Annotated in this window: 15 protein-coding genes; 7 read left to right on the top strand and 8 right to left on the bottom strand. The window is 68.2% G+C overall.

Annotated elements, in window-relative coordinates; genetic code table 11:
• Positions 1-126: 126 nt before the first annotated feature.
• The 4 genes from MKD38_RS00725 to MKD38_RS00710 form a co-directional block, all read right to left on the bottom strand.
• Positions 127-561, bottom strand: a complete 435-nt coding sequence (locus MKD38_RS00725) for a universal stress protein (protein WP_252674234.1) — start codon at positions 559-561, stop codon at positions 127-129.
• A 76-nt stretch (positions 562-637) separates the two neighbouring features.
• Positions 638-1,753 (bottom strand): polyphosphate kinase 2, encoded by a 1,116-nt coding sequence (gene ppk2 / locus MKD38_RS00720; protein WP_252674233.1) that lies wholly within the window; start codon positions 1,751-1,753, stop codon positions 638-640.
• A gap of 14 nt (positions 1,754-1,767) precedes the next feature.
• Positions 1,768-1,983 (bottom strand): HP1242/YdcH family protein, encoded by a 216-nt coding sequence (locus MKD38_RS00715; protein ID WP_252674232.1) that lies wholly within the window; start codon positions 1,981-1,983, stop codon positions 1,768-1,770.
• A 221-nt stretch (positions 1,984-2,204) separates the two neighbouring features.
• Positions 2,205-3,038, bottom strand: a complete 834-nt coding sequence (locus MKD38_RS00710) for an inositol monophosphatase family protein (protein ID WP_252674231.1) — start codon at positions 3,036-3,038, stop codon at positions 2,205-2,207.
• Positions 3,039-3,241: 203 nt separating this feature from the next.
• Between MKD38_RS00710 and MKD38_RS00705 the strand changes: the two genes are divergently transcribed.
• Entirely contained in the window at positions 3,242-4,060 is an 819-nt protein-coding gene (locus MKD38_RS00705) for an RNA methyltransferase (RefSeq protein ID WP_371925603.1), read from the top strand.
• Positions 4,061-4,363: 303 nt separating this feature from the next.
• The gene (gene cysE, locus MKD38_RS00700; RefSeq protein ID WP_252674229.1) at positions 4,364-5,107 is read left to right on the top strand and encodes a serine O-acetyltransferase; all 744 of its coding nucleotides are present in this window, start codon (positions 4,364-4,366) and stop codon (positions 5,105-5,107) included.
• Between the two features lie 26 nt (positions 5,108-5,133).
• Here the strand turns inward: cysE and MKD38_RS00695 are convergent, their stop codons facing one another.
• The 4 genes from MKD38_RS00695 to MKD38_RS00680 form a co-directional block, all read right to left on the bottom strand.
• Positions 5,134-5,931: a UDP-2,3-diacylglucosamine diphosphatase gene (locus MKD38_RS00695; RefSeq protein ID WP_252674228.1), complete on the bottom strand. Its 798-nt coding sequence runs from the start codon at positions 5,929-5,931 to the stop codon at positions 5,134-5,136.
• Positions 5,932-6,009: 78 nt separating this feature from the next.
• Positions 6,010-6,510 carry a peptidylprolyl isomerase gene (locus tag MKD38_RS00690; protein WP_012352488.1) on the bottom strand — a complete coding sequence of 167 codons (501 nt, stop codon included), beginning with the start codon at positions 6,508-6,510 and terminating at the stop codon, positions 6,010-6,012.
• A gap of 22 nt (positions 6,511-6,532) precedes the next feature.
• The gene (locus tag MKD38_RS00685) at positions 6,533-7,117 is read right to left on the bottom strand and encodes a peptidylprolyl isomerase (protein ID WP_252674227.1); all 585 of its coding nucleotides are present in this window, start codon (positions 7,115-7,117) and stop codon (positions 6,533-6,535) included.
• Positions 7,118-7,187: 70 nt separating this feature from the next.
• Positions 7,188-7,904, bottom strand: coding sequence for a tetratricopeptide repeat protein (locus tag MKD38_RS00680; RefSeq protein WP_252674226.1), 717 nt, complete (start codon positions 7,902-7,904; stop codon positions 7,188-7,190).
• Positions 7,905-8,109: 205 nt separating this feature from the next.
• Between MKD38_RS00680 and cysS the strand changes: the two genes are divergently transcribed.
• From cysS to MKD38_RS00655, 5 genes are all read left to right on the top strand, one after another.
• Entirely contained in the window at positions 8,110-9,498 is a 1,389-nt protein-coding gene (cysS, locus tag MKD38_RS00675) for a cysteine--tRNA ligase (RefSeq protein ID WP_252674225.1), read from the top strand.
• A complete protein-coding gene (locus MKD38_RS00670) occupies positions 9,495-10,343 on the top strand; it encodes a DNA-3-methyladenine glycosylase family protein (RefSeq protein WP_252674224.1) in 849 nt (282 codons plus the stop codon). The genes cysS and MKD38_RS00670 overlap by 4 nt, the downstream gene beginning before the upstream one ends.
• A 115-nt stretch (positions 10,344-10,458) precedes the next feature.
• Complete coding sequence (locus MKD38_RS00665; RefSeq protein WP_062798076.1) at positions 10,459-11,430, top strand: acetyl-CoA carboxylase carboxyltransferase subunit alpha; 972 nt, start codon at positions 10,459-10,461, stop codon at positions 11,428-11,430.
• Positions 11,396-12,850, top strand: coding sequence for a tRNA lysidine(34) synthetase TilS (gene tilS, locus MKD38_RS00660; RefSeq protein ID WP_256504645.1), 1,455 nt, complete (start codon positions 11,396-11,398; stop codon positions 12,848-12,850). Before MKD38_RS00665 ends, tilS begins: the two co-directional genes overlap by 35 nt.
• 143 nt (positions 12,851-12,993) lie before the next feature.
• Positions 12,994-14,247: an aspartate kinase gene (locus MKD38_RS00655; protein ID WP_092313717.1), complete on the top strand. Its 1,254-nt coding sequence runs from the start codon at positions 12,994-12,996 to the stop codon at positions 14,245-14,247.
• Positions 14,248-14,346 lie beyond the last annotated feature (99 nt).

Raw genomic sequence — 14,346 nt, 5'->3', positions numbered from 1 at the left:
GGGCGGGCCGGGCGCTGCTCCGGCGGCCTGTGGCCGCGGCACGAAGGGGCGTTTTCGAATATGGGCGATATGGTACAGCACGGTGCTGCCGCCGAAGCGGCGCAGGCGCGCTGCGCGGGTGCCGGATCAGCGGAACACCAGCACCGGGATGTCGCTATGGGTCAGCACTTTCTGCGTTTCGCTGCCGAGCAGCAGGCCGCTGAGTCCGCGGCGGCCGTGCGAGGCCATGAAGATGACATCGCAGCCCAGGTCCCGGGCGGCATGGATGATGCCCTGGTACGGCGCCGAAGCGCTGGAAACGTGGCCGCTGCATGGCACGCCGGCCAGCGCGGCCGCGGACTCGACCTTGGCCAGTTCCTGGCGCGCCTCCGCTTCGACGCGCTGCTGGTAGGCGTCGCGCTTTTCGTGCGAGCTGTCGCTGGTCAGCACATAGGGATAGCTTTCCACGCACATGTAAGGCGTGAGACGCGCGCCCGCGGTGCGGGCGAACTGGATGCCGGCGGAGACGGCCTGGTGCGACAGCTCCGAACCGTCGACGGGGAGCAGGATGTGCTTGAACATGGGGTCCTTTTCGGTTGTGGGAGGCAATGGCGCGAAGCGGACGAAAGCGGCTGCGTCCTGTGCTTCGGCGCTGTGTTCAGTTGCCCAGCGCGCGCCCGACGATCAGCGGATCCGGCTGGCCGATGGCGGTGGTGTCGCGGTTGGCATAGGGAAAGCGCGACAGGATGTAGCGCAGCGCATTGAGCCGCGCGCGCTTCTTGCAGTCGGAGCGGATCACAGTCCAGGGCGCATCGGCGGTATCGGTATGCGCGAACATCGCCTCCTTGGCGTGGGTGTACTCGTCCCATTTGTCGAGCGAGGCGACGTCGACCGGGCTGAGCTTCCATTGCTTGAGCGGATGGATCTCGCGCTCGCGGAAGCGCCGGCGCTGCTCCTTCTGGCTGACCGAGAACCAGAACTTGAACAGGTGGATGCCGCTGCGCACCAGGTGCCGCTCGAAATCCGGCGCCTGCTGCAGGAAGTCCTGGTATTCGCGGGTCGAGCAGAAGCCCATCACGTGCTCGACGCCGGCGCGGTTGTACCAGGAGCGGTCGAACAGCACGATCTCGCCCGCCGAGGGCAGATGCTGCACGTAGCGCTGGAAATACCATTGCCCGCGTTCGGCTTCGGTGGGCTTTTCCAGCGCCACCACGCGGGCGCCGCGCGGGTTCATGTGTTCCATGAAGCGTTTGATGGTGCCGCCCTTGCCGGCGGCGTCGCGGCCTTCGAACAGGATCACCACGCGCTGGCCGGTTTCGCGCACCCAGGCCTGGAACTTGAGCAGTTCCACCTGCAGGCGGTACTTTTGCTTCTCGTAACTGCGCCGCGACATCAGGTTCTGGTACGGATATGCGCCTTCGCGCCAGCCGGCTGACAGCTCATCGTCCGGGTGGCGCTGGCGGCCAGCGTGCCAGGCGGCCGGGTCGCCTTCGAGGATCAGGCTGCGCAATTGCGCGGCCTCGTCTGGCGCCATGCCGTCGAGCAGCGTGCGGATGGCGCCCAGCATGCCGCTGCCATCGCCGGCCTGGCTGGCGAGGATGTCCTGCATCCCGCTTGCCGCGAGTTGCACCGCGGCGTCGACTGCGCTGTCGACTTCATTGCGCTGCGCCGACAGCGCCGACCTGGTGGGCAGCACATCGCCCCTGGCGGTGGCACGGGGCCGTGTGGTGGTGGGGGTGGGAATACGGGTGGGGAGGGTGTCGCGATCGGTCATCTGCGCGCCTCCGGTCAGGCGGCGGTGCGGCGCAGGATCTGGTAGAGCTGGTCCTTGAGCAGCAGCTTCTCCTTTTTCAGCCGCTCGATCTCGAAGGTGGATGCCGGCACCAGGCCCGCTTCCATGTTGTGGATTTCCTGGTCGAGCGAATTGTGGCGGTGGAACAGCCGCGCAAAGCGGGCGTCCTGCGTCTTCAGGGCGGTGATCTGGTCGCGGTACTCGGGAAACATGCTGGCTCTCCTGTGGCTGGATCCGCGCGCACATGGCGTGGCGCATGGATTCATTCTGGTGAGCGCAGGGCGGCGCGGCCTTGACCAGGATCATGGCTCGCCGGGGAATGAGACGAGGCCGCAATGCAGGACGCACGGGCATGCGGCCCCGGAAAAACAAACGCCCGCCGGGATGCGGCGGGCGTGCTTGCTGGCATGGCCGCTCAGGCCATCTGCCAGCGTCAGGCGGCGCTGGGCTTGGCGCTGGGTTTGGTGTTGTCCAGCGAGTATGGCGACAGCAGGCGCACCATCTGCGCAAAGGCCTTGGGGTTGCCGGCCAGCACTTCGCCTTGTTCCAGCTGGCGCGGCTCGCCGGCGTAGTTGCCGACCAGGCCGCCCGACTCGGTGATCAGCAGCATGCCGGCGGCCATGTCCCACGGCTGCAGGCCGCGCTCGAAGAAGCCGTCGAGGCGGCCGCAGGCCACATAGGCCAGGTCCAGCGCGGCGGCGCCCGGGCGGCGCAGGCCGGCACAGCTGCGCGTCATCAGCGCGAAGATCTCGAGGTACTCTTCCACGCCTTCCAGGTCACGGAAGGGGAAGCCGGTGCCGATCAGGCAGTCGGCCAGCTTGTCGCGGCGGGTGACGCGGATGCGGCGGTTGTTGAGGAAGGCGCCGGCGCCCTTGGTGGCGGTGAACAGCTCGTCGCGGGTCGGGTCGTAGACCACCGCCTGCACTGGCGTGCCGCGGTGCAGCTGGGCGATCGAGACCGCGTATTGCGGGAAGCCGTGGATGAAGTTGGTGGTGCCGTCGAGCGGGTCGATGACCCAGGTGTATTCGTGGGTGGCTTCTTCTTCGGTCCAGGACTGGCCGGACTCTTCCGCTAGAATGCCGTGTTCCGGGTAGGCCGTGCGCAGGATCTCGATGATCGCGGCTTCGGCGGCGCGGTCGACCTCGGTAACGAAATCGTTGTGTTGCTTGCGCGAGACGCGCACCAGATCGACGTCGAGCGACGCGCGGTTGATGATGGATCCCGCCTTGCGGGCCGCCTTGATGGCGATATTGAGCATCGGATGCATGAATCTCTCCAGGCCGGCCACGATCGCGCGGCGGGGCGCCAAAGCGCCGCTCGCCCGCTCATGGGCAGCTGACAACACAACGGATTGTAGAAGAACGTGGGGCGTCGCCGGCCTTGTTGCTCGACGCTTCGCAAATGTGTCGCGAACGTCTCGCGGGCATGCATAAACCTGGCGCCGCGCCAAAGAAGAACCCCGAATTGTATATGAACCCGGCAATTGATACGAGCCAGCCAGCCACCCCCACGTCAGGCGGGGATGCCTTCGGCCGCGTGCGCTTTGTGCTGGTGGAAACCAGCCATCCCGGCAACGTCGGCTCGGTGGCGCGGGCGATCAAGACCATGGGCTTCGGCAGCCTGGTGCTGGTTTCGCCGCGCGAGCCCGAGGTGCTGCGGCATCCCGATGCCATCGCCATGGCCAGCGGCGCCGACGACGTGCTGGCCGCCGCCGTGATCGTCGACCAGGTCGACGCGGCCCTGGCCGGGGCCGCGCTGACCGTGGCCATGACTGCGCGCCATCGCGAGTTCGGCCCGCCGCGGCTGCTGCCGCGCGCCGCCGCCGCGCGGGCGCGGCAGATGCTGTCCGGCAGCGGCGACGTGGCGTTCGTGTTCGGCAACGAGCGCTATGGCCTGCCCAACGAGGTGGTGCAGCGCTGCAACGCCGTGACCCATATCCCCGCCAATCCCGCCTATGCCTCGCTGAACCTGGCGCAGGCAGTGCAGCTGATCGCCTACGAGATGCGGCTGACGCTGCTGGAGGCCGCCCCGGACGCGGGCGCCAATATCGGCTATGCTGGCGAGCCGGCCACGGCCGAACAGGTGGAGGCCATGTTCGGCCACCTGCAGGCCGGGCTGGAGGCGATCGGCTTTCTCGATCCGTCCAATCCGCGCAAGCTGATGACCCGGCTGCGCCGCCTGCTGGCGCGCAGCGGCCTCGAGCGCGAGGAAGTGAACATCCTGCGCGGCATTGCCAAGCACATGCTGATTGCCGCGCAGAACCCGTCTGGCCCGCCGGCCGACCGGTGACAGGAGCAAAGGACCGTGGCAGCAACCCGTAGCGATGCGATGTGGGACCGGAACGGTGCATGCCGAGGCGGCGTGGCCGGGTGTCCTGCCGCCGCGGGTGGGTGCAGGCCCGGTCGATGTTGATCGCAGCATCGCAGCAATGTCCCTGGCGGATCAGGGGCCAAACGCCGGCGCCGCAAGGCGGGCCGGCAAATCCCTTACACTCCTGATCCTCTTCACCGGCCCCCGACCGCGCCGGCGACCCCGCCCCGGGCCCTGGCCCGCGTGGCGTGGCGCACGGCGCGGCACCACGACACGACCAAGATGTTCTCTCGCCTGAAGGAAGATATCGACACCATCATGCTGCGCGATCCCGCCGCGCGCAGCCGCCTGGAAGTCCTGACCTGCTATCCGGGCCTGCACGCGGTGCTGCTGCACCGGCTGGCGCACGCGTGCTGGCGCGCGGGCTGGCACTGGCTGGGCCGCTGGATCTCGCACTGGTCGCGCTTTTTCACCGGTATCGAGATCCATCCGGCGGCGACGCTGGGCCGGCGCGTGTTTATCGACCACGGCATGGGCGTAGTCATCGGCGAGACCGCGCAGATCGGCGACGACTGCACCATCTACCAGGGCGTGACGCTGGGTGGCACGTCGCTGTACAAGGGCCAGAAGCGGCATCCGACCCTCGGCGTCGGCGTGGTGGTCAGCGCGGGCGCCAAGGTGCTGGGCGGGTTCGTGGTGGGCGACGGTGCGCGCGTCGGCTCCAACGCGGTGGTGCTGAAGCCGGTGCCGGCGGGCGCGACCGCGGTCGGCATTCCGGCCCGCATCATCCTGCCCGATGCGCCGTCGGTGCAGCAGGGTGCCAAGCAGGAGTTCTCGGCCTACGGCATCACGCCCAACGCGGACGACCCGGTGTCGCTGGCGCTCAAGAGCCTGATCGACAACGCCGCGCTCCAGCATGACCGCATCGAGGCCGTGCTGGCCGCGCTAGACCGGCTTGGCGAACACCTGGAAAACACGCCGAACGACCCGTTCGATGCCAGCGAGCTGCGCAAGCTGATGAAGTAAGGGCGCCCGGCGATGGCTGGCGCCGCTCAGTCGGTCTGCGGCAGCAGCCGGAAACCGTCGCGGTCCAGCTGCAGCACCGCGGCGCGCGGATGCGCGCCATCCAGGTCCCAGTCGGTCAGCACCCAGCGCACGCCTGCACCTTCTTCGTGGCGGGCAGGGCGATGGGTATGGCCATGGACCAGCAGCGACGCGCCAGCGGCGCCGAGCAACTCGGCCGCCGCCGCGGGGGCCACATCACCATAGACCACCGGTACCGCCGCGCCGGCGCTGCGTTGCCGGGCGCGGTTGCCTTCGCTGTCCGCGCGCAGCTTGCGGGCCACGGCCAGGCGCGCGCGCAGCGGCAGCGCCAGGAACACGCGCTGCACCCAGCGCTTGCGGGTCCAGCGGCGAAAGCGGTTGTAGCGTTCGTCGTCGATGCACAGCATGTCGCCGTGGCTCAGCACCACGCGCTGGCCGGCGCAATCGATCAAGGTGGGATCGGGCAGCAGCGTGGCGCCGGCGGCGTCGGCGAAGCGGCGGCCCAGCAGGAAGTCGCGGTTGCCGTGCATCAGGTACACCGCCACGTCGCGCGCGGCCAGTGCGCGCAGCGCCAGCGCCACGCGTTGCGCGAACGGCGCCTCGGTTTCTTCGTCGCCGACCCAGAATTCAAAGAAGTCGCCCAGGATAAACAGCGTGCGCGCGTGCGCGGCGGCGCGCTCGAGCGTGCGCTCGAAGGCCGCCAGCGTGCGCGGCATGCCGGGCGTCAGATGCAGGTCTGAAATGAACCACGCCGGCGCCTGTACCTCGAGGGGACCGGCCACCGGCGTGTGGGAGATTGCGGTCATGCGTGGTGTCGGGAGAAAAAGGCCGGCACGCAGGCCGGCACGCGCGCGCGCACGGTACCGCAATCGGCAGGCATCGGCTTATTCGACGACGACGGCCTTCTCGATCACGACGTCTTCCAGCGGCACGTCCTGGTGGAAGCCCGAGCTGCCGGTGCGCACGCCCTTGATCTGCTCGACCACGTCGGTGCCGTCGACCACTTTGCCGAACACGGCATAACCGAAGCCCTGCGGGGTCGGCGACGAGAAGTTGAGGAAGTCGTTGTCGACCACGTTGATGAAGAACTGCGCGGTGGCCGAGTGCGGCGCATTGGTGCGCGCCATCGCCACGGTGTAGCGGTCGTTCTTCAGGCCGTTGCCGGCTTCGTTTTCGATCGGGGCGTCGGTGTCCTTCTGCTTCATGCCGGGCTCGAAGCCGCCGCCCTGGATCATGAAGTTCTTGATCACGCGGTGGAAGATGGTGTTGTCGTAGTGGCCCTTGCGGACATACGACAGGAAGTTCTCCACCGTTTTCGGAGCCTTCTCGGCGTCGAGTTCCAGGGTGATCACACCCTTGTTGGTCTGCAGCTGTACCTTGGACATGGCGGTTTCCTCTGTTCGGTAATTATTTGACGACGGTGGCCGACTCGATCACGATCGGCGCGGCCGGCACGTTGCGCATCGGGCCGTAGGCCGTGGTCGGCACGGTCTTGATCTTGTCGATCGTGTCCATGCCTTCCACCACCTTGCCGAAGACGGCATAGCCATTGCCGTCCGGCTGCGGGTAGTCGAGATTCGGATTATCCACCACATTGACGAAGAACTGCGCGGTGGCCGAATCCGGGTTGCTGGTGCGCGCCATGGCAACCGTGCCGGCCTTGTTCTTCAGGCCGTTGCGGGCTTCCAGCGGGATCGGTGCGCGCGTCGGCTTTTCCTTCATGTCGCGGTCGAAGCCGCCGCCCTGCACCATGAAGCCATTGATCACGCGGTGGAAGATGGTGCCACTGTAGAAGCCGCTCTTCACATATTCCAGGAAGTTCGCGACGGTCTTGGGCGCGGCCTCGGGATAGAGCTCGACCGTGAACTTGCCGGCGCTGGTGACGAACTGGACGCGCTCGGCGGCCTTCTGCTGGGCCAGCGCGCTGAACGAGGACAGCGCCAGCGCGCCTGCGGCCAGGCCGGCAATGACGATGCGACGGGAACGGATCATGAAGGGAACTCCGGTAAGTCGGGATGGACACGGCCCGGGCATGCCGCGCCGGGCCTGCGGATGAATGCTGTCAGTTGGCCGCGGGGGCGCTGGCCGGCGACTGGCGCCCGCCCGGCGCCGACTTGCGGCCGGTGGCCGCGGGTGCGGCCGGCTTCGGTGGCGCTGCCACGGCGGAAGCCGGGGCCAGCTGGCGCAGGCCGGCACTGGCGCGGGCATCGCCGGGATTGCGGCGAAGCGCTTCGGTGTAGGCCTGCTCGGCCAGGCGGCGGTAGACGTCGCCCAGGTTGGTGTAGCCGACCGCGAAGGCGGGCTTGACCTCGGTGGCCAGCAGCAATTCGGCTTCGGCGCGCTTCAGGTCGCCGCGCTTGGCATAGATCAGCGCCAGGTTGTTGTGCGGCTCGGGCAGTTCGGGAAAGTCCTGCGCCATCTCGCTGAAGGCCTGGATCGCTTCGTCCTCGCGGCCCGCCTGGGCCAGCGCCCAGGCCCGCTGGAAGCGGGCCTGGGCATTGCGCGGGTTGGTGGCGAGCACGCGGTCGAAGCCCTTGATGGCGTCCTCGTAGCGGCGCGCGTTGGCGGCTTGCTGGGCCTCGCCCATGCCAGGGTCGGTCGACTGGATGCCGCCGACCGGCGAGGTCGGCACCGCCAGCGACAACGGGCCATTCTGCGCGGATGCTGGCCCTGCCAGCGCCGCGGCCAGGGCCAGCAGCGGCAGAACGGTGCAGGGTCCGCGCCGGCGCGTGCGCGTAGCGGAGACGGCAGAAAACGGGGAGGGCAGCGGCAGGCTCATTGAGGACGGGTCCGTTATACTCCGCGGCATTCTAGCAAAGCGGCAAGTGCGGCACGAAGGCGATGCCGTGGCGGCCAGGCCGCGGGTCCGACTCGCGCACCGCCTTCCGGTAAGATATGGGGCGCGACGGCATTGCGCCAGCAGCGGCGTTCGCGCTGCCTGCCGTGTGGAACCGGCAGACTCCTCTCACCACTCACTTCGTTTCATGCAGCCCCTCAACATCTACAACACGCTCGCGCGTGAGAAGCAGCCATTCGTGCCAATCGAACCCGGCAAGGTCCGCATGTATGTGTGCGGCATGACCGTGTACGACTATTGTCACGTTGGCCACGCGCGCGTGATGGTGGTGTTCGACATGGTGCACCGGTGGCTGCGCGCCGCCGGCTACGAGGTGACGTATGTGCAGAACATCACCGATATCGACGACAAGATCATCCGCCGCGCGGTCGAAAATGGCGAGACCATCGGCGAGCTGACCACGCGCTTCATCCAGTACATGCACGAGGATGCCGCCGCGCTCGGCGTGATCCGTCCCGACTACGAGCCGCGCGCCACCGACTACGTGCCGCAGATGCTCGACATGATCGGCAAGCTCGAGGCCAGGGGCCTGGCCTACCATGCCAGCGACGGCGACGTGAATTACTCGGTGCGCAAGTTCGACGGCTACGGCAAGCTGTCCGGCAAGTCGCTGGAAGACCTGCGCGCCGGCGAGCGCGTCAGCGCCAACGATGCCAAGCAGGACCCGCTCGACTTCGTGCTGTGGAAGTCCGCCAAGGCCAGCGAGCCGCCCGAGAGCAAGTGGGACTCGAAATGGGGCGCCGGCCGCCCGGGCTGGCACATTGAATGCTCTGCGATGAGCTGCGCGCTGCTGGGCGAGCATTTCGACATCCATGGCGGCGGGGCCGACCTGCAGTTCCCGCACCACGAGAACGAGATCGCGCAGTCCGAAGGCGCCAGCGGCAAGCCCTTCGTCAACCTGTGGATGCACAACGGCTTCGTGCGCATCAACGACGAGAAAATGTCCAAGTCGCTTGGCAATTTTTTCACCATCCGCGAGGTGCTGAAGGCGTACGACGCCGAGGTCGTGCGCTTCTTCATCCTGCGCGCGCACTATCGCAGTCCGCTGAACTACAGCGACGCGCACCTGGACGATGCGCGCCACGCGCTGACGCGCCTGTACACGGCGCTCAAGGACAGCCAGCCGGGCGGCTGCGCGGTGGACTGGGACGAGCCGCACGCGAAGCGCTTTGCCGAGGCCATGGGCGACGACTTCAACACGCCGATCGCGATGTCGGTGCTGTTCGACCTGGCCAGCGAGATCAACCGCACCGGCTCGACCGCGGCCGCGCGCCAGCTCAAGGGGCTGGCGGGCACGCTGGGCCTGCTCGAGCGTGATCCACATACCTTCCTGCAGGGCGGCAAGTCCGACGACGGCCCGGCGCCGGACGAGATCGAGAAGCTGATCGCGGCGCGCAAGGCGGCCAAGGCCGAGCGCAATTTCGCCGAGGCGGACCGCATCCGCGCCCAGTTGCTGGAAGCGGGCATCGTGCTGGAAGACAAACCGGGTGGTGCCACCGAGTGGAGGCGTGCTTGAACGCTGCCGCGCGCAAGCCCGCCACCGCCACGTCCCCCGCCGCCGCGGGCCGGGCGAAGGCGGCCGGCCCGCGCCCGGCCAAGGCCGGCGCCAGGGAAGCGCCGCTGCCCGACGGCAAGGACACCAGCAAGGACGCGCGGCCCGCGGCCAAGGCCACGCGCAACGCCAGGTCCGTGCTGCCCGAGGCGCAGGCGGTGCCGCTGCCGGTCGAGACCGTGGCCGACACGGTGCGACCCGCCTACTGGGACGAGGCTTGCGCGGACCTGATGAAGCGCGACCGCATCCTGCGCAAGATGATCCCGACCTACGGTCCCGCGCACCTGGTCTCGCGCGGCGACCCGTTCGTCACGCTGGCGCGCGCGGTGGTGGGCCAGCAGATCTCGGTCAAGGCGGCGCAGTCGGTGTGGGAACGCCTGCACGCGGTCTGCCCCCGGCTAGCGCCGGCGCAGTTCCTGCGTGCCGGCCCCGAGAAACTGGCGGGCTGCGGCGTGTCCAAGCGCAAGGCGGAATACCTGATCGACCTGGCCGGGCACTTCAAGGCCGGCACCGTGCACGTCGCGCAGTGGGCGCAGATGGACGACGAGGCCGTCATCGCCGAGCTGACGCAGATCCGCGGCATCGGCCGCTGGACCGCCGAGATGTTCCTGATGTTCAACCTGATGCGGCCCAATGTGCTGCCGCTTGACGACATCGGGCTGATCAACGCCATCTCGACCAACTATTTCAGCGGCGAACCGGTCACGCGCAGCGAGGCGCGCGAGGTGGCGGCCAACTGGGAGCCGTGGCGCACCGTGGCCACCTGGTATATGTGGCGCAGCCTCGACCCATTGCCTGTGACGTATTAAGCATCGCAACAACAAAATTTAACGGCGGGTGCAGTCCGGGCTATCTGGCAGGCGCTAAGATAGCGCCCAATTTCCGGTAGAATGCGCCCCTTCACAGACAGGTACGTGTGATTTTATGAAAACCACCTTCCTGGATTTTGAGCAGCCCATTGCCGAACTCGAGGCAAAGATCGAAGAACTGCGCTTCGTGCAGGACGATTCGGCTGTCGATATTTCCGAAGAGATTTCGCGGCTGGCCGGCAAGAGCCAGCAGCTGACCAAAGATATCTATGCCAACCTGACCCCGTGGCAGGTTGCGCAAATCGCCCGCCACCCCCAGCGCCCCTATACGCTGGACTACGTGCGCGAGATCTTTACCGATTTCCACGAACTGCACGGCGACCGCACCTTCGCCGACGACCTGTCGATCATCGGCGGCCTGGCCCGCTTCAATGGCCAGTCGTGCATGGTGATCGGGCACCAGAAGGGCCGCGACACGAAAGAGCGCGCCATGCGCAATTTCGGCATGCCCAAGCCCGAGGGCTACCGCAAGGCCAAGCGCCTGATGGAGCTGGCCGACAAGTTCGGCCTGCCGATCTTCACCTTCGTCGACACCCCGGGCGCGTTCCCCGGCATCGATGCCGAAGAGCGCGGCCAGTCCGAGGCCATCGGCCACAACCTATACGTGATGGCCGGCCTGAAGGTGCCGCTGATCGCCACCATCATCGGCGAGGGCGGTTCGGGCGGCGCGCTGGCAATTGCCGTGGGCGACGTGGTGCAGATGCTGCAGTTCGCCACCTACGCGGTGATCTCGCCGGAAGGCTGTGCCTCGATCCTGTGGAAGACCGCCGAGAAGGCGCCGGAAGCCGCCGAGGCGCTGGGCCTGACCGCGCACCGGCTGAAGGCGCTGGGCCTGATCGACAAGATCGTGAGCGAGCCGCTGGGCGGCGCGCACCGCGACTACAAGGGCATGGCGGCAATGCTCAAGCGCTCGCTGGCCGAGTCGCTGCGCCAGTTCCAGGGCATGAGCGTGAAGGAATTGCAGGCGCGCCGCTACGAGCGCCTGCTGGCCTATGGCAAGTTCAAGGAAACCGGCGCCCAGGACTGACCCGTCCGCCCGGCTGACCGACAAGGTCGCACAGGCCCTGCAGGCCGGTGCGGCCTTTGTTGTTTCTGGCGACGCCACGGCGGCTGCGCCGACGGTCGCGGTGGCGCTGTCGGGCGGGCGCGACTCGGTCGCGCTGCTGCATGCCGCGCGCGCGGCGGTGGCGCAGGCGGGCGATGGCGCGCGCGTGGTGGCGCTGCATGTCCATCACGGCCTGCAGGCCGAGGCCGACGACTGGGACCGCTTCTGCGCCGCGCTGTGCGCGCAGTGGCAGGTCGGCTATTTCGTGCGGCGCGTGTCGGTGCGGCCGTCGGCGGGCGAGGGCATCGAAGCCGCCGCGCGCCGCGCGCGCTATGCCGCGCTTGCGGCGATGTGCGCCGACAGCGGCACGCGCATGCTGCTGTTTGCCCATCACCAGGACGACCAGGTCGAGACCGTGCTGCTGCGGCTGTTCCGCGGCGCCGGCGTGGCCGGCATGGCGGGCATGCCGGCGCTGCGCCCGCTGGATCCGCACAGCGGCGTGATGCTGCTGCGCCCGTGGCTCGATGTTCCGCGCGCCGGCATCGAGGCCTACTGCGCCGCCAACGCGCTGCAGTGGGTGGACGACCCGTCCAATGCCGACGGCCGCTATGCGCGCAACGCCCTGCGTGCGCAACTGCCGGCCCTGCAGGCGGCATTTCCCGCGCTGGCGATCAACGTGGTGCAGGCGGCCGCGCATTTTGCCCAGGCCGGCGCGCTGATCGACCAGCTCGCCGCCACCGCGCTGGCGACGCTGGCGCGTGCCGGCCGCGACGCCGACACGCTGTCCGAACTCGACCTGCCCGGCCTGCGCGCGCTGCCGGCGGCGCAGGCCGATGCGGTGCTGCGCCTGTGGCTGCGCGACCTCGGCGTGCGCGCCCCTTCAACCGCGCGGCTGGCGGCGATGCGCGAGCAGCTGATTGCGCACACGGGCGGCGAGCCGGCCATCGCGCATGAAGGCCTGGTGCTGCGCCGCTTCCGCGAGCGCGTGCTGGCCTGCGTGCCGCCGCCGGCGCAGGCGCCCGCGCCGGTGCTGCTGGACTGGCGCGGCGAGGCGCGCATCGTCGTGCCCGCCTGGCGCGGCGAACTCCATTTCTTCCGCGACGACACCTTCGGCGTGCCCGAAGCGGTGCTGCGGCAGCCTTTGCGCCTGGCCGCGCGCAGCGGCGGCGAGCGCATCGTGCTGCGCCCCGGCGGCCCCGCGCGGGCGCTGAAGCAGGCCTGCCAGGAAGCCGGCATCCCGGCCTGGCGCCGGGCCTGGCTGCCGTTGCTGTGGGCCGGGGACACGCTGGTGCTCGCCGCCGGACTGGGCATGCATCGCCGCTGGCCCGACGCCGCACCGGCGCCGCGCTGGCGCGTGGCGTGGCAACCGCAGGCGCCGACGCTGGCAACGCCGCCGCGCTGACCTTGCCGAACGGCACCTCGATGGCGCTCGCCAGCCGCCGGCATCACATCGGTCTGGCCCAGATAGTCCCCGTGCGCCTTGCCTGACCGGGCCGCTTCGTGTATTTTCAAGGGCTTTGCACAATCGCTGGCGTCGACAAGAAGATGGCTCTCATCGTTCACAAATACGGCGGCACTTCGATGGGTTCCACGGAACGCATCAAGAATGTCGCCAAGCGCGTGGCCAAGTGGCACCGCGCCGGTCACCGCGTAGTCGTGGTGCCTTCGGCCATGTCGGGCGAGACCAATCGCCTGCTGGGACTCGCCAAGGAAATTTCGCCCCAGCCCAATCCGCGTGAACTGGACATGCTCGCCTCCACCGGCGAACAGGCCAGCGTGGCGCTGCTGGCGATCGCCCTGCACGGCGAGGACATCGACGCCGTCAGCTACACCGGCTGGCAGGTTCCGGTGAAGACCGATTCGTCCTACACCAAGGCCCGCATCGAATCGATCGACGACGAGCGCATCCTGGCCGACCTCGACGCCGGCCGCGTGGTGGTGATCACTGGCTTCCAGGGCATCGACGACGACGGCAACATCACCACGCTGGGGCGCGGCGGCTCCGACACCTCGGCCGTGGCGATTGCCGCCGCGATCGAGGCCGACGAGTGCCTGATCTACACCGACGTCGACGGCGTCTACACCACCGACCCGCGCGTGGTCGAGGATGCCCGCCGCCTGGACCAGATCACCTTCGAGGAAATGCTGGAAATGGCCAGCCTGGGCTCCAAGGTGCTGCAGATCCGCTCGGTGGAGTTCGCCGGCAAGTACCGCGTCAAGACCCGCGTGCTGTCGTCGCTGACCGACCCGCTTATGCCGCTCGAGCAGGAAATGCACTCGGGCACGCTGATCACTTTTGAGGAAGAAGACTCCACCATGGAAGCCGCTGTCATCTCCGGCATCGCCTTTGCCCGCGACGAAGCCAAGATCACCGTCCTGGGCGTGCCCGACAAGCCCGGCATCGCCTACCAGATCCTGGGCCCGGTCGCCGACGCCAACATCGACGTCGACATGATCATCCAGAACCAGTCCGTCGACGGCAAGACCGACTTCACCTTCACCGTGCCGCGCGGCGAGTACCAGCGCGCGCTGGCGATCCTGAACGATGGCGTGAAGGCGCACATCGGCGCCGGCAGCGTGTCGGGCGACCCCAAGGTGTCGAAGGTGTCGGTGGTGGGCGTGGGCATGCGCTCGCACGTCGGCATCGCCAGCAAGATGTTCCGCACGCTGTCGGAAGAGGGCATCAACATCCAGATGATCTCCACCTCGGAAATCAAGATCTCGGTGCTGATCGACGAGAAGTACATGGAGCTGGCCGTGCGCGCGCTGCACAAGGCCTTCGAACTGGAACAGGCGTGATCCGTTCGTAAGCTTTTCTGGCGAGGCCGCAAAATTTGTGTTGAGTCATCGATTTTTCATTGACCAACCCCGGTGGCATCGCTAGAATACGCGCTTCGT

The sequence above is a fragment of the Cupriavidus sp. WGlv3 genome, from assembly GCF_023952475.1.
Lineage (GTDB): Bacteria > Pseudomonadota > Gammaproteobacteria > Burkholderiales > Burkholderiaceae > Cupriavidus > Cupriavidus phytorum.
This window is presented reverse-complemented; position numbering and strand designations above follow the sequence as displayed.

Bases quoted from the DNA above. Each gene is read 5' to 3' on its own strand.
- MKD38_RS00725 (WP_252674234.1), bottom strand. From the start codon at position 561: ATGTTCAAGCACATCCTGCTCCCCGTCGACGGTTCGGAGCTGTCGCAC.
- ppk2 (WP_252674233.1), bottom strand. From the start codon at position 1,753: ATGACCGATCGCGACACCCTCCCCACCCGTATTCCCACCCCCACCACC.
- MKD38_RS00715 (WP_252674232.1), bottom strand. From the start codon at position 1,983: ATGTTTCCCGAGTACCGCGACCAGATCACCGCCCTGAAGACGCAGGAC.
- MKD38_RS00710 (WP_252674231.1), bottom strand. From the start codon at position 3,038: ATGCATCCGATGCTCAATATCGCCATCAAGGCGGCCCGCAAGGCGGGA.
- MKD38_RS00705 (WP_371925603.1), top strand. From the start codon at position 3,242: ATGAACCCGGCAATTGATACGAGCCAGCCAGCCACCCCCACGTCAGGC.
- cysE (WP_252674229.1), top strand. From the start codon at position 4,364: ATGTTCTCTCGCCTGAAGGAAGATATCGACACCATCATGCTGCGCGAT.
- MKD38_RS00695 (WP_252674228.1), bottom strand. From the start codon at position 5,931: ATGACCGCAATCTCCCACACGCCGGTGGCCGGTCCCCTCGAGGTACAG.
- MKD38_RS00690 (WP_012352488.1), bottom strand. From the start codon at position 6,510: ATGTCCAAGGTACAGCTGCAGACCAACAAGGGTGTGATCACCCTGGAA.
- MKD38_RS00685 (WP_252674227.1), bottom strand. From the start codon at position 7,117: ATGATCCGTTCCCGTCGCATCGTCATTGCCGGCCTGGCCGCAGGCGCG.
- MKD38_RS00680 (WP_252674226.1), bottom strand. From the start codon at position 7,904: ATGAGCCTGCCGCTGCCCTCCCCGTTTTCTGCCGTCTCCGCTACGCGC.
- cysS (WP_252674225.1), top strand. From the start codon at position 8,110: ATGCAGCCCCTCAACATCTACAACACGCTCGCGCGTGAGAAGCAGCCA.
- MKD38_RS00665 (WP_062798076.1), top strand. From the start codon at position 10,459: ATGAAAACCACCTTCCTGGATTTTGAGCAGCCCATTGCCGAACTCGAG.
- tilS (WP_256504645.1), top strand. From the start codon at position 11,396: ATGGCAAGTTCAAGGAAACCGGCGCCCAGGACTGACCCGTCCGCCCGG.
- MKD38_RS00655 (WP_092313717.1), top strand. From the start codon at position 12,994: ATGGCTCTCATCGTTCACAAATACGGCGGCACTTCGATGGGTTCCACG.